Source organism: Pedobacter psychroterrae (assembly GCF_004331695.1).
GTDB classification, from domain to species: Bacteria; Bacteroidota; Bacteroidia; order Sphingobacteriales; family Sphingobacteriaceae; genus Pedobacter; species Pedobacter psychroterrae.
The window spans coordinates 181,133-196,027 of sequence record NZ_SJSL01000001.1 but is presented as its reverse complement, the minus strand read 5'-3'; the positions used below and the strand labels follow the sequence as shown (position 1 = coordinate 196,027).

Genomic DNA, 14,895 nt, shown 5'->3' with positions numbered 1-14,895 from the left:
TGCATTATAATTTTAATTTCAATAGCTTTGTTATGCAAGCATAGTAATTAATGAAACAACAGGAAACAGTAGATTATTTTTTAAAGGTTGTATGGCAGAACATGGCCAATACGTATAATCAGATTGCTTCTGGTTTTGGCATAACCCAGGCAATTGGATATGTGCTGATCAATATTGATAAGGAAGGGACAGCTGTTTCGCAACTGGCAGGCTTGCTTGGGGTGAAAGCTACCAGCTTGTCCAGAATGCTAAATAATATGGAAGAGCAAGGACTCATCTATCGGGAAACTTCTCTGGGAGATAAGCGTTCTGTTAAAGTATTCCTTACTGATTTTGGTGTGGAAAAGCGAAAGCTTGCCAAAGAAGTCGTGATTTCATTCAATGAATTTCTAAACAGGAATCTCAGTATTTCTGAAAAGAATAACCTCATATCTACCTTGCAGAAACTAAATAAGCTCACTTTATCATATACAAGTCTTATCGAACATGTTGAACAAAAAGATAAATAAGGTAGCTGTACTGGGCTCGGGTATTATGGGCTCAAGGATAGCCTGTCACTTCGCAAATATTGGTGTGGAAGTATTGTTGCTCGATATTGTACCAAAAGAAGGTGCAAGAAACAGTATCGTGGATATGGCATTGCAAACGGCTGTTAAAACTAACCCCTCCCCAATATATTCGAAGAAAGTACTGAATAAGATCAGTACTGGTAATTTTGAGGATGATATGTCTAAAATTGCTGCGGTAGACTGGATTATCGAAGTGGTGGTAGAAAACCTGGACATCAAGAAAAAGGTTTTTGAACAGGTAGAACAATACCGCAAAGCAGGTACTTTTGTTACTTCCAATACCTCGGGAATTCCTATTCATTTGATGGCCGAGGGCAGATCTGATGATTTTAAGGCAAACTTCTGCGGAACTCACTTTTTTAATCCGCCACGCTACCTAAGGCTGCTGGAGATTATTCCGACACCGCATACCAAACCGGAACTGGTAGATTTTCTAATGCATTATGGTGATAAGTTTTTAGGTAAGACTACAGTTTTATGTAAAGATACGCCTGCTTTTATAGCCAACAGGGTTGGGGTATATTCAATTATGGCCTTATTGCACCTGGTACAGAAAATGGACCTAACGGTAGAGGAAGTTGATAAATATACCGGTCCTGCACTGGGCAGGCCTAAATCTGCTACTTTCCGTACCACTGATGTAGTTGGATTGGATACCATGATCAAGGTAGCAAAGGGTTTGTATGACAATTGTCCGGATGACAAAGCACACGACTTATTTAAACTGCCGGAATATGTAGAAAAAATGGAAGCCAACAAATGGCTGGGCGATAAAACCAACCAAGGCTTTTATAAAAAAACTAAAAATGCCGAAGGCAAAACGGAAATACTGGCGCTGGACCTGAAAACCCTGGAGTACAAGCCGCAGGCAAAAGTGAAATCAGCCACGCTGGACCTGACCAAATCTATTGAAAAAGTAAAGGACAGGATGAAAGTTTTTGCTGCTGGTAAGGACAAGGCGGGAGAACTTTTCAGGGCTTCATTCTTTGGCTTGTTTGAATATGTTTCTGACAGAATTCCGGAGATTTCGGATGAACTTTACAGGATAGATGATGCCATGCGGGCAGGTTTTGGCTGGGAACTTGGGCCTTTCGAGGTCTGGGACGCAGTTGGGGTGGCAGAGGCGGTAGAAGGTATGAAAAAATATGGCCACGAGGCTGCCACCTGGGTGCATGAAATGCTGGCAGCTGGCAATACTACCTTTTATAAAGTGGAGGATGGGGTCAGGAAATATTACGACATTCCTTCTAAAAGCTATAAGGTTGTTCCAGGAACGGATGAGTTTATTATTCTTGATAACCTGAGGACTAATAAAGTGATCTGGAAAAACTCCGGTGCTTCTATTATTGATCTGGGCGATGGCATACTGAATGTAGAGTTTCATTCTAAAATGAACACGATTGGCGGAGATACGCTACAAGCTATTAATAAGGCCATAGATATGGCAGAGAAAGAGTATAGAGGGGTAGTGATTGGCAATGAGGGTGCAAATTTCTCGGCCGGTGCTAATGTAGGAATGATTTTTATGATGGCAGTGGAACAGGAGTGGGATGAACTGAATATGGCGGTAAGGTTGTTTCAAAACACCTCGATGCGGATCAGGTATTCGGCTATTCCTGTGGTACTGGCGCCTCATAACCTGACTTTAGGCGGTGGATGTGAATTTAGTCTGCATGCAGATCATGTTCAGCTGAATGCTGAGACCTATATGGGACTGGTAGAATTTGGTGTAGGGGTAATCCCTGGGGGAGGGGGTACTAAAGAATTTGCCCTTCGCGCTTCGGATGAATATAAAGATGACCAGATTGTACAAAATGCATTGAAAGAAAGGTTTTTGACGATAGGTATGGCAAAGGTATCTACCTCTGCAGTGGAGGCATTTGAACTGGGCTACCTGCAAAAAGATAAATATTCGATCACAATGAACAGGAGCAGGCTGATTGGTGATGCAAAAGCTAAAGCGATTGAACTGGCTGATGCAGGATATACAAAACCTGTGCAACGTAAAGATATCAGGGTATTGGGAAAGCAGGGACTGGGAATTGTGTATGCCGGGGCAAACACGATGTATTCAGGCCATTATATCTCAGAACATGATAAAAAAATTTCTGAGAAACTGGGATGGGTAATGTGTGGCGGCGACCTTTCCTCACCTACAGAAGTAACGGAACAATATTTACTGGATCTGGAAAGAGAGGCATTTTTATCGCTTTGTGGTGAACGGAAAACTTTAGAGCGTATTCAAAGTATTGTAACCAAAGGTAAACCTTTAAGAAATTAATGACATGCAGGAAGCATATATTATAGCAGGATATCGTACAGCTGTGGGCAAGGCCCCGCGGGGTGTGTTTCGTTTTACCAGGGCAGATGATCTGGCGGCTGAGGTGATCAGGCATCTGGTGGCTTCGGTGCCTTCTTTAAACAAGGAGGAGATTGACGATGTCATTGTAGGAAACGCTACTCCCGAAGCGGAACAAGGCCTTAATATAGGCCGTATGATTTCTTTGATGGGACTGGATACAGACAAAGTACCGGGTGTAACGGTTAACAGATACTGTGCCTCAGGACTGGAAACCATTGCCACTGCAGTTGCTAAAATCAAAAGTGGTATGGCAGATTGCATCATTGCCGGGGGGGTAGAAGTAATGTCGGGCATGCCATTTGGTGGCTGGAAGGTAGTACCCAATGCAGATGTAGCAAAGAATAACCCTGACTGGTATTGGGGAATGGGCTTAACTGCTGAGGCTGTGGCCAATGAATATAAAGTGAGCAGGGAAGATCAGGACGAATTTGCTTATCAGTCTAATATGAAGGCGGTAGAAGCGATTAAAAATGGTCATTTAGCGGCTGGTGTATTGCCCATCACGGTAAATGAAAACTACCTGGATGCCAATATGAAAAAGCAAACGCGAAATTATGTAGTGGATACAGATGAGGGGCCGAGGGCAGATACCTCTTTAGAGAAGCTGGCCAAGTTAAAACCCGTTTTTGCAGCAGATGGCAGCGTTACAGCAGGTAATTCCTCGCAGACTTCAGACGGTGCGGCCTTTGTATTGGTGGTTTCTGAAAAGAAAATGAAAGAACTGGGTGTTGAGCCAATAGCCCGTTTGGTGAGTTATGGTGTAGCGGGCGTACCTCCAAGGATCATGGGGATCGGGCCTATTTATGCCATCCCAAAAGCTTTAAAGTTGGCAGGGATGACTTTAGACCAAATTGAGCTGATTGAGTTGAACGAGGCCTTTGCTTCGCAATCGCTGGCTATCATCCGGGAACTCGGTATCAACACAGATATTTTGAATGTCAATGGTGGGGCTATCGCGCTTGGGCATCCATTGGGATGTACAGGGGCTAAGTTGTCCGTACAGTTGTTTAATGAATTAAAAAGAAGAAATCAGAAATATGGAATGGTGACGATGTGTGTGGGAAGTGGACAGGGTGCCGCCGGTATTTTTGAAATGCTATAACAGAGTTATAAGTGAACTTAAAATTTATTACTTAGTAAAGATGGAAACTACAGACAAAAAAACAATTAAGGGTGGAGAGTTTTTGATAGCAGAGACCAGTTATCAGGATGTATTTATTCCTGAGGAATTTGATGAAGAGCAAAACATGATTGCACAAACCTGCAGGGACTTTTTGGCCGCAGAGGTATACCCAAATCTTGATCGCATAGATCAGCAGGAGGATGGATTGATGCAGTCGCTAATGGATAAAGCAGGTGAGCTGGGAATTCTGGGTGTTTCCATACCGGAAGAATATGGCGGATTTGGAAAGAACTTCAATACCTCTATGCTCGTAGCAGATATTATAGGCGCCGGCCATTCCTTTGCTGTTGCACTTTCTGCGCACACAGGTATTGGTACTTTGCCAATACTATATTACGGAAATAAAGAACAAAAAGATAAATACATACCCAAGCTTGGAACGGGGGAGTGGAAAGCCGCTTATTGTCTGACTGAGCCCAACTCAGGTTCTGATGCAAATTCTGGAAAGACAAAAGCAAAATTGTCTGGCGACGGCAAACATTACTTGATCAATGGTCAGAAAATGTGGATCACCAATGGGGGCTTTGCAGATGTTTTTATTGTATTTGCGAAGATCGATGATGACGCCAACCTTACCGCTTTTATTGTAGAACGTGAATTTGGGGGAATCACCATGAATCCTGAAGAGCATAAAATGGGTATTAAAGGTTCTTCTACCAGACAGGTGTTCTTTAATGATTGTCCTGTGCCTGTGGAAAATATGCTTTCTGAGCGGCAAAATGGATTTAAAATAGCAGTTAATATTCTGAACATTGGAAGGATCAAGCTGGCGGCTGCGGCAATAGGTGCGTCAAAATCAGTGATAGATACAGCGGTCAACTATTCAAATGAGCGGATCCAGTTTGACAGGCCAATTTCTAAATATGGTGCGATAAGACATAAAATAGCAGAGATGGTGGCAAAGGTATATGCTGTTGAGTCGGCAAATTACCGTGCGGGGCAGAATATCGATGATGCTTATGATACGCTTGTAGCGGGAGGGATGGATGCCGGTAAGGCAAAACTGAAATCTACTGAGCAGTTTGCGGTGGAGTGCGCTATATTGAAAGTATGGGGTTCTGAGGTGTTGGATTATGTAGTGGACGAGGGTGTTCAAATTTACGGAGGTATGGGATTTTCTGCCGAGGCACCTATGGACCGGGCGTATCGTGATGCGAGGATCAATAGGATCTTTGAAGGGACGAACGAGATCAACAGGTTGCTGACAGTAGACATGATGCTAAAAAGGGCAATGAAAGGTGAACTGGACCTGATGACGCCGGCAACCGCGGTAGCAGGGGAGCTAATGTCAATTCCTGATTTCGGAGAAGAAGATGATACCCTGTTTGCAGCAGAAAAAAAGATTATTACTAACCTGAAAAAAGCTGCTTTAATGGTGGCAGGTGCCGCTGTACAGAAGCTGATGATGAGCCTGTCTAAAGAACAGGAGATACTGATGAATATTGCAGACATGGCAGGCTATGTTTATGTGGCGGAATCTGCAATGCTGCGGACCGAGAAGTTGGTGAGTTTGAAAGGTGCGGAAGCCTGTGAAGGTCAGCTTAATTTGATGAGGATCTACTTTATGGAGGCGGTTGAAGCTGTTCAGGGAGCAGGTAAAGAAGCACTATGGGCATTTGCAGAGGGGGATGAGTTGCGTATGATGATGGTGGGCTTACGCAGGTTTACCAAGATGGAGCCTTTTAATGTCAAGGAAGTCAGGCAGAAAGTAGCGCAGCAGGTGATTGCTGCTAATAAATATTGTTATTAGATAACATTTTCATAATTAAACTGGAACGCCCGTGATTATTCATGGGCGTTTTTTATGGTGGTTATAATTGTTAAAATTGGTTAAAAATTGCGCTATCCCTAATAAAAGAGTATTTTTGTCAATTATGTTGAAAAATAGCCTGTTGTTGGGATTCTTCTTCTTGTTAGTTGCTTTCTCTGCCTGTCAAAAAAAGACGGTTTATGATGGGGAAGCACAGCTTGCAGTTGACGAGGCACGGATCAAAAAATGGGCAGATTCCACTGATGTCACTTTGTTGAGGGATGAAAGTGGACTGTATTACGAAATCCTCAGTGAAGGGACAGGAGAAAGACCTGATTTGAGTGATAGTTTAGTAGTGGAATACGAAGGCAGGTTGTTAGGCGATTCCCTGACCTTTAGCAGTGCTAATGACCTGCGACCTTATGGATTTGTTCTTCAGAAGTCTATAGAAGGCTGGAAGATAGGATTGCCATTAATTAAGCAGGGCGGAAGAATAAGATTGCTCATACCTTCACCACTAGGCTACAAAGATTACCTGGTGGGTAATTTGCCCAGAAATGCAGTGCTGGATTTTACAATTGATTTAAAAAAAATTTTTAAAAATAAATAGTATGTTAAAAACAATATCCTCATATACTTTGGTGCTTTTGAGTTTGATCATTTTAAATTCCTGTAAAAAGGAGTATGAATCTGTTCAAAGTATTGATGATCGTAAGATTCAAGACTATATTGCTGCAAATCACCTTACGGCAACGGCAGATCCGGGAGGTTCTGGTTTTTATTATCAGATCGTAAGCCAGGGTACGGGGGAATTTTATACCAATACCGATTCTGTCCGTTATAGAGGAGATGTAAAGTCTTTAGCTTCAGGGACTACCTATTACGGTACGCCAACTACAAATAATTTGGGTACCTTCGTAGGTTATACTGATATATTCCTTGGTAAGAAAATTCCGGGCATCATCACCGCATTGAATGCCGCTAAGCCAGGTGCTGTGATCCGCCTATTACTTCCTTCTTACCTTGCTTTTGGCAAAAATGGATCGGCAACTATAGGAGTGCCCTCCAATGACCCTATCGATTTGACGATCACAACTTATGCCCAATCACAGGCTGCATTGGACGATCAGCATATTAAAGATTTTTTAACGGCCAAAGGAATTGTCGCAACAAAAGATGAATCAGGTGTTTATTATCAGGTTAACGAAGCAGGTACGGGTACTGATGTGATTACCAAGACTTCTGATCTTACCGTAAATTATACTGGACGGACATTAGAGGGTGCCGTTTTTGATTCCAATACCGCCGGCACTTTTGTAACCAATCTTACAGCGACCATTCCGGGCTGGCTAATCCTTCAGAAATTTAAGAAGGGGGCTAAAGTGAGGATATTTATTCCTTCTGTCCTTGCTTATGGTAATGCAGCACAGCCGAGTTTTTCAGCGAATACCTGTCTAGATTTTGATGTTGAAATTGTGGAAGTGACAAATTAGCCGCTTATTCATTTAAAGCTTCTTTAAAGACTTTTAATACCCTTTCTCTTGCGAAGGCATGATCAACTATGGGCTTGACATGGGTTTGTAGTTTGTATTCAGGTACCCAGTGGTCGATATATTTATTTTCAGGGTCAAATTTCCTTGCCTGAAGTTCCGGATTGAATACTCTGAAATAAGGTGCAGCATCATTTCCACAACCGCATGACCATTGCCAGCCTCCGATGTTACTGGCCATTTCATAGTCCAGTAATTTTTCAGCAAAATAAGCTTCGCCCCATCGCCAGTCTATCAACAGGTGTTTCGTCAGAAAGCTTGCCACTACCATCCTTACCCGATTGTGCATATAACCTGTTTCATTTAGCTGCCTCATACCTGCATCTACCAAGGGATAGCCAGTATTGCCTTCGCACCAGGCTTTAAATTCGTCCTCATTATTTCGCCAATGGATATTGTCATAAGCAGGTTTAAATGATGACTTTATAATATTTGGGAAGTGCCACAGGATCATCATATAGAAATCCCTCCATGCTAGTTCAGAAAGCCACTTATGTGCTTTTTGTTTTAAGGCCTGCGCTGCCGCATGCCTGATGCTTACTGTTCCAAATCTGAGGTGAAGGCCAATATGTGTAGTCGCGTCATCTCCTGGAAAGTCCCTTTTGGCCTCATAGCTATTTAATTTGCTTACAAAATCCTTTTTAGGGAATTTTTTAGAGGATGGTTTAAATCCCATATTTTCTAAAGAAGGAATGTTGAACGGACTGGTCTGAAATAGATTCCCAAGGTATTTATTAACAGGATAAGAGCTGATATAAAATTCATTGAGCTTTTGCTGCCATTGCCGGAAATAAGGGGTGAATACGGTGTATGGTTTGCCGTCGGCTTTGAGAATCTCCTCTTTATCAAAGATAACCTGGTCTTTGAAAGTCTTAAAGCCGATGTTTTCAGAGGCCAGGTATTCTGCAAGTGCATCATCCCGTTCTTTTGCATAAGGCTCGTAGTCGTGATTGGTGAAAACTGATTTTACAGTGTAGGTGCTTAGTATTTCATTCCAGCATGCTTCTGGTTTTCCATATTTTATGACTACTGATGACTGATATTCCTTTACTTCTGTATGTAGTTCTTCAATTGCCTGGTATATAAAAGTTAACCTTGCGTCATGTGGATCCCTTAGTTTTCCGAGAATGTTCTTGTCGAATATAAATAAAAGCAAAACAGGATGAGGGCTTTTCAATGCATGATAGAGAGCTGCATTGTCCTGCAACCGCAGATCTCTTCTAAGCCAGCAGATACTGATTTCTTGTTTCATTTTTGGTAAATATCGGCCAAAGCGTCTTCAAGATGGGTAAATTTGAACTCAAATCCAGTATCCAGTATTTTTTGTGCGGAAGTATTTGTGCTGTTAAGCACTACAGCACTCATCTTGCCAAGGATCATCTCGAGTACTTTTTCCGGTACGTTAAATGGCCATACCGGTCTGTGAAGTTGTTTGGCAACTACTTTGGTCAATGTGGCATTGGTGACAGGAAATGGTGCACACGCGTTATAGGTGCTGTTGAATGCACTATTTTCTACAGCGTTTTTAAACATGGCCGTTATATCGTCGATGTGGACCCAGGGCATCCACTGAGTGCCGCTACCAAGTGCTGCTCCGGCAAAAAACCGTATTGGTTTTTCTAAGGAGGCCAGTGCACCTTCACCTTTGGCTAGGATAACCCCTATCCTAAATTTTACGATCCTTAAACCTAAGGAAGTTCCTTCATCTACAGCATCTTCCCAAAGTTTACAGCAAGTAGCCATAAAGCCTGTACCGCTGCTAGCATCTTCAGTCAATATTTCATCTCCTCGACTTCCATAAAAACCAACCGCAGAAGCAGAAATAAAGGTTTTTACAGGAGCATTAGTTTCCTTTATTGCTTTGTAGAGTAATGCCGTAGAGAATGTTCTGCTTTCTATAATTTGTTGCTTCCTTTCTTTAGTCCATTTTTTCTCTGCAATGTTTTCTCCCGCAAGGTGGATAACTGTGTCTACACCCGTCAGGCAGTTTAAATCTATTTGTTGCTTATATACGTCCCACACATATACTTTGGCATTCTTAATTGCACTCGGTTTCCTGGATAGGATGGAGATAGTGTGGCCACTCGCATGTAATTCACTTATTAGTTTTTTGCCTACTGTACCGGTTGCCCCTGTAATCAGGATGTGCTTCTTCATTCGAAATGTTGTTTTTTATGTGACAGTTTCTTTTTAGACAACCCAAACCTTCTGCTAATGGTTTTAAAAAACAGGCTTAATGTCATATTTTTTGTTTTGCTTATGTAAATATTGCCTGAGCAATTCTTATTAAGATAATAAATCGTATATTTTTGTTTGATATAAACAAAACGCAGCAGCAAGTTAATGAAATCTAAGAGAATACTAGTTTGGTTTAGGAATGACCTTCGCTTACATGATAATGAAATGTTAGTGGAAGCTATTTCAAAATCCGACAGTGTCCTGCCTGTTTATTTTTTTGATGAAAGGTATTTTGAGACCACCAGGTTTGAAACCTTAAAAACGGGAATTAGCAGGGTTCAGTTTTTACTGGAAAGTGTATTGGCTTTAAGAAAAGCTTTTCAGTTGTTAGGAGGTGACATGCTAATTGTTCATGGCAAACCAGAAGACAATATGTTAAAATTGGTATCACAATTTGACATCTCTGAAGTATACCATCACCGTGAAGTAGGGCCAGAAGAAACGTTAATATCTGCACATGTGGAAGATGTTTTATGGCAGCAAAAGGTTAATCTGAAGCATTTTATAGGGCATACACTTTACAATAAAGAAGATTTGCCATTTCCAATAAAAGACATCCCGGATATATTTGCTCAGTTCAAAAAGAAAACAGAACGTGATTCAATAGTAAAATCATGTTTTGAAGCGCCGGAGAAAATTGAATTTGTAGAAAATGAACAGTGGGGGGAACTTCCGGAGATTACTGATCTTGGGTTTACTTTTGATGAGGGGGTAATGACAGATCGGTATGCTGCTGGAGGTGAGGCTGCAGGGCTCAGGCATCTTACAGAACTGGTTGAAGTTGGATCTGATGTTTATTTGAAACCTGCGAAAAGTACGGCTGACAGGCCAGGTTTTTCTTCAAGACTCTCTGTCTGGCTGGGATTGGGTTGTTTGTCGCCCAGAAAAGTATATTGGATGATCAAAGAAGCTGAAGGTAAATTTGGCTCAAATTCCAATTTCAATCATATTCTTTTAGGCTTACTTTGGCGGGACTATTACAGGTTTATGTTTAAAAAGCATGGAATAGGATTTTTTGATGAAGCAAGCCTGAGCGAGTTAATTTCTAATCCGGATACGGTTGACGATCCGCAGCTGTTAAAATGGAAAAATGGTGCTACAGGACATCTGCTGGTAGACAGGTATATGCTTGAGTTAAATACATCGGGCTTTATAAATCATTCAGGCAGATTGTTAGTTGCTACATTCCTGATCTACGTGTTAAAGATTCATTGGACAAAGGGAGCCATATATTTTGAAGAAAAGTTAATTGATTATGCGCCAGCAAGTAATTGGGGTAACTGGGCCAACGTGGCGGGAGCTGGGCTTGATCATAAATCAAAAAATACCTTTGACCTTGAAAAGCAAATCAAAATACTTGATGTTGCAGATTTTAGTATACCTTCCCTGACTTAATTTATTCAGCTTTTTAAACGCTAACCAGTTTTGTTTGAAGAAATATTGAACAATAATTGTTTTTTAAACAAAGTTGTTTAACATTTGTTGTCTAAACGTGAAAAAGTTCTCCATAAGTGATATAGAAAACCTAATAGGAATAAAGGCCCATACTATCAGGGCCTGGGAGAATAGGTATGATCTGGTTCCGCCAAAGAGAACACCCACAAATATCAGATATTATGATGAAGAAGATCTGAAGGTATTGCTGAACATTGTAGCATTAAATGAAAATGGCTATAAAATCAGCAAGATAGCCAGCATGAGCCGTGAACATATTTCTACCCTGGTAAAGCAATTTAAAACGGATTGGAAAAACGATTCTGTTCAGATACTCAATTTATCAAATGCTGCAATTGAGTATAATGAAGATAGTTTTTCGGAAACGCTGGGGGGCTGCATTAAGGAAATGGGGCTGATCAAGGCTATGGATATAGTATTGTTTCCATTCATGAAGAAAATAGGGATGCTGTGGCAGACAGGTACAATCGATCCTTCCCATGAACACTTTGCGTCTAATCTGATACGTGACCGTATAATTGTAGAGATTGATAAGGTCAAAAAGCCAAAACGCAAAGACCCTAAAAGATTCCTTTTGTTCCTGCCGGAAAAGGAAATGCATGAGACAGGTCTTTTGTTTGCAAGGTACCTGCTGAAAAAATGCGGACACGAAACATTGTACCTGGGTGCTGAAATACCTTATGCAGATTTAAAAAAAGTAGTCGATTCTTATAAGCCTGATTATGCATTTATTGTGCTGACCTCCTTAAATTTAGGCAGAGATCCCAATAAAGTTATCAGTAAAGTAATGGATACGCTCAATGTTCCATTATTGGTGGCAGGAAGTTTGATATCAGAATTTGATGTTCTGGTAAAGGATCAGCTAAAGCCACTAAAGAACGTTTGTGATATGGTGGAATTTCTTGAAGATTTATAACCAGGTTACCTGTTTTTTAAGGTAAAAAATCCTTAATTTTGCAACACTTATAGCAATTAAACATAATGGATAATTTATCTTATCTCAACGGCGCTAACGCAGAATACATAGAATCATTATACCAATCTTATAAAGAAGACACAGGTTCGGTTGAATTTGGCTGGCAAAAATTCTTTGAGGGATTTGACTTTGGCAGAGGGTCTGCCGGGGCGACTGTCAGTTCAGAAACACCGGAGCATTTTTTGAAGGAAATTAATGTTTTAAACTTAATTAATGGTTACCGCCAGCGGGGTCACCTTTTTACCCAAACCAATCCGGTAAGGGAGAGACGCCAGCACATGCCCACACTTGATTTGGAGAACTTTGGTTTGAATAAATCGGATCTTCAGACCGTTTTTAATTCAGGTGTTGAGATAGGGATAGGTGCAGCAACGCTTGCTGAGATCATCGCATTTTTAAATCAGACTTATTGCCGGTCAATTGGGGCAGAGTATAAGTATGTCCGTACACCTGAGGTGCTTAAGTGGATTGAGAATAAGATGGAAAGTGCACGCAATACGCCCAACTTTTCACTGGATGAAAAAAGAAGGATTTTAAAGAAACTAAACGAAGCGGTAAGTTTTGAGAATTTCTTAGGTACCAAATTCCTGGGTCAAAAGCGTTTTTCTCTTGAAGGTGCTGAATCACTGATACCGGCACTTGATTCTATAATTGAAATAGGATCAGAGCTGGGAATAGAAGAATTTGTAATTGGTATGGCACATAGAGGGCGTTTAAATGTGCTTGCCAATATTATGCAAAAAACGTATAAAGATATATTTGCAGAATTTGAAGGAAAAGGATACAGTGCAGAATCGCCTTTTGGCGGAGACGTTAAGTATCATCTGGGTTATTCTACTGATGTTACTACCAATAATGGGAAAAGTGTTCACCTGAGCCTTTGCCCCAATCCTTCTCACCTCGAAACAGTAAATGGGGTGGTAGAAGGTATGACCAGGTCTAAAATTGATTTTAAATATGGTGGGGACAATGCCCGTATTGCACCAATATTAATTCACGGTGATGCTTCTGTCGCCGGACAGGGCATTGTATATGAAGTAATACAGATGGCCGGATTGGACGGTTATAAGACCGGCGGTACCATTCACTTGATCATTAACAATCAGATCGGTTTTACTACCAATTATAAAGACGGACGTACAAGTACTTATTGTACAGACATTGCGAAAGTAACTTTGTCTCCTGTATTCCATGTAAACGGAGATGATCCTGAGGCTTTGGTATATGCCATTAACCTGGCAATGGAATACCGTCAGAAATATAAAAATGATGTGTTTGTAGATATTTTATGCTATCGAAAGTTTGGTCATAATGAGGCCGATGAGCCTAAATTTACCCAGCCTTTGCTGTATAAAAGTATAGAAAAACATGCCAATCCACGTGATATCTATGTGCAGCAACTGATAGGTGAAGGTAAGCTTGAAGCAAGCCTGGCCAAGGAAATGGAAAAAGAGTTCCGGGGTATATTGCAGGAAAGACTGAACGAAGCAAAAGAGATTACATCTACTTATCAGGATGTGAAATTTGGCGGAGCGTGGTCTGACATGCGTTTAGCCACTCCTAAAGATTTTGAATCTTCTCCAAATACCTCAGTTAAGAAATCTACCTTGCTGGAAGTAGCCAAAAGGATAAGTACCCTGCCTTCTGAAAAGAAGTTCTTCAAAAAAATAGAGAAATTATTTGATGAGCGCAGTAAGATGGCTACCACAACCCATGTCTTTGACTGGGCGATGGGTGAACAACTTGCTTACGGGACATTGCTGGCAGAGGGTAAGCGTGTACGCTTAAGTGGACAGGATGTTGAGCGCGGTACTTTTTCTCACCGTCATGCAGTAATAACACTTGAGGATTCTGAGGAGGAATATATCCCGCTTTGCAACATTTCAGAACAACAAGCACCCTTTGATATTTATAACTCTCATTTATCTGAGTATGGTGTGCTCGGTTTTGAGTATGGTTATGCAATGGCAAATCCAAATGCGCTTACTATATGGGAAGCGCAGTTTGGTGATTTCTTTAACGGCGCACAGATCGTGGTAGATCAGTATATCGCCAGTGCGGAAACCAAATGGCAGCGTGAAAATGGATTGGTGCTGTTACTCCCGCACGGTTATGAAGGGCAGGGGCCAGAACATTCGTCAGCGAGAATAGAACGTTTTATGGAGCTTTGTGCAGATTACAATATGCAGGTTGTTAATTGTAGTACTCCCGCAAATTTTTTCCACGCTTTGCGCCGACAATTTAAGCGCGATTTCAGAAAGCCGCTAGTCGTATTTACTCCTAAAAGTTTATTGCGCCATCCACAATGTGTTTCTAAACTGGAAGAGTTTACGGATAACAAGTTTCAGGAAGTAATAGCAGATTTAAATGTTAAGTCTTCAGACGTAACAAGAGTCTTGTTCTGTAGCGGAAAAATCTATTATGAGTTGTTAGAGAAACAACAAAATGATCAGATTAAAAAGGTGGCTATTGTTAGGGTAGAACAGCTTTACCCCACTCCACTCGCTCAAATGGAAGCAGTTTATAAAAAATATAAAAATGCTGAAGAAGCGGTATGGGTACAGGAAGAGCCTGAAAATATGGGTGCATGGCCTTATTTATTACGTAGGCTTAGAAAGACAATTTTTAACGATATTGAAGTGATCTCGAGATCGGAAAGCAGCAGCACTGCTACCGGATATGCCAAACAGCATGCAGATCAACAAGCTTATATTCTGGCCAAAGCGTTTGAAATGCCGGTTACTGAAAAGGAGCAAAAGATCGCCAAAAAATCGGTGAGTAAAGTATATAATGTAGATTAGAAAAAATAATA

The 14,895-nt window shown here is 41.1% G+C and carries 11 protein-coding genes; 9 read left to right on the top strand and 2 right to left on the bottom strand.

Features of this window, described 5'->3' with window-relative positions; genetic code table 11:
- Positions 1-50: 50 nt before the first annotated feature.
- From EZ437_RS00845 to EZ437_RS00820, 6 genes are all read left to right on the top strand, one after another.
- Complete coding sequence (locus EZ437_RS00845) at positions 51-509, top strand: MarR family winged helix-turn-helix transcriptional regulator (RefSeq protein WP_131592234.1); 459 nt, start codon at positions 51-53, stop codon at positions 507-509.
- Entirely contained in the window at positions 487-2,850 is a 2,364-nt protein-coding gene (locus tag EZ437_RS00840; RefSeq protein WP_131592232.1) for a 3-hydroxyacyl-CoA dehydrogenase/enoyl-CoA hydratase family protein, read from the top strand. Before EZ437_RS00845 ends, EZ437_RS00840 begins: the two co-directional genes overlap by 23 nt.
- Before the next feature lie 4 nt (positions 2,851-2,854).
- Positions 2,855-4,033 carry an acetyl-CoA C-acyltransferase gene (locus tag EZ437_RS00835; protein WP_131592230.1) on the top strand — a complete coding sequence of 393 codons (1,179 nt, stop codon included), beginning with the start codon at positions 2,855-2,857 and terminating at the stop codon, positions 4,031-4,033.
- 40 nt (positions 4,034-4,073) lie between these two features.
- Positions 4,074-5,864 (top strand): acyl-CoA dehydrogenase family protein, encoded by a 1,791-nt coding sequence (locus EZ437_RS00830; protein ID WP_131592228.1) that lies wholly within the window; start codon positions 4,074-4,076, stop codon positions 5,862-5,864.
- 124 nt (positions 5,865-5,988) lie between these two features.
- The gene (locus EZ437_RS00825; RefSeq protein WP_131592226.1) at positions 5,989-6,474 is read left to right on the top strand and encodes an FKBP-type peptidyl-prolyl cis-trans isomerase; all 486 of its coding nucleotides are present in this window, start codon (positions 5,989-5,991) and stop codon (positions 6,472-6,474) included.
- A 1-nt stretch (position 6,475) separates the two neighbouring features.
- Complete coding sequence (locus EZ437_RS00820) at positions 6,476-7,357, top strand: FKBP-type peptidyl-prolyl cis-trans isomerase (RefSeq protein WP_131592224.1); 882 nt, start codon at positions 6,476-6,478, stop codon at positions 7,355-7,357.
- Between the two features lie 4 nt (positions 7,358-7,361).
- Here the strand turns inward: EZ437_RS00820 and EZ437_RS00815 are convergent, their stop codons facing one another.
- Complete coding sequence (locus EZ437_RS00815; RefSeq protein WP_131592222.1) at positions 7,362-8,666, bottom strand: cryptochrome/photolyase family protein; 1,305 nt, start codon at positions 8,664-8,666, stop codon at positions 7,362-7,364.
- Entirely contained in the window at positions 8,663-9,571 is a 909-nt protein-coding gene (locus EZ437_RS00810) for a TIGR01777 family oxidoreductase (protein ID WP_131592220.1), read from the bottom strand. Before EZ437_RS00810 ends, EZ437_RS00815 begins: the two co-directional genes overlap by 4 nt.
- 186 nt (positions 9,572-9,757) lie before the next feature.
- Between EZ437_RS00810 and EZ437_RS00805 the strand changes: the two genes are divergently transcribed.
- The 3 genes from EZ437_RS00805 (at position 9,758) to EZ437_RS00795 (ending at position 14,884) form a co-directional block, all read left to right on the top strand.
- Complete coding sequence (locus tag EZ437_RS00805; RefSeq protein WP_131592218.1) at positions 9,758-11,047, top strand: DASH family cryptochrome; 1,290 nt, start codon at positions 9,758-9,760, stop codon at positions 11,045-11,047.
- A gap of 97 nt (positions 11,048-11,144) precedes the next feature.
- On the top strand, positions 11,145-12,023 hold the full coding sequence (locus EZ437_RS00800; RefSeq protein WP_165500316.1) for a MerR family transcriptional regulator: 879 nt from the start codon (positions 11,145-11,147) through the stop codon (positions 12,021-12,023).
- Positions 12,024-12,088: 65 nt separating this feature from the next.
- The gene (locus EZ437_RS00795) at positions 12,089-14,884 is read left to right on the top strand and encodes a 2-oxoglutarate dehydrogenase E1 component (protein WP_131592214.1); all 2,796 of its coding nucleotides are present in this window, start codon (positions 12,089-12,091) and stop codon (positions 14,882-14,884) included.
- Positions 14,885-14,895 lie beyond the last annotated feature (11 nt).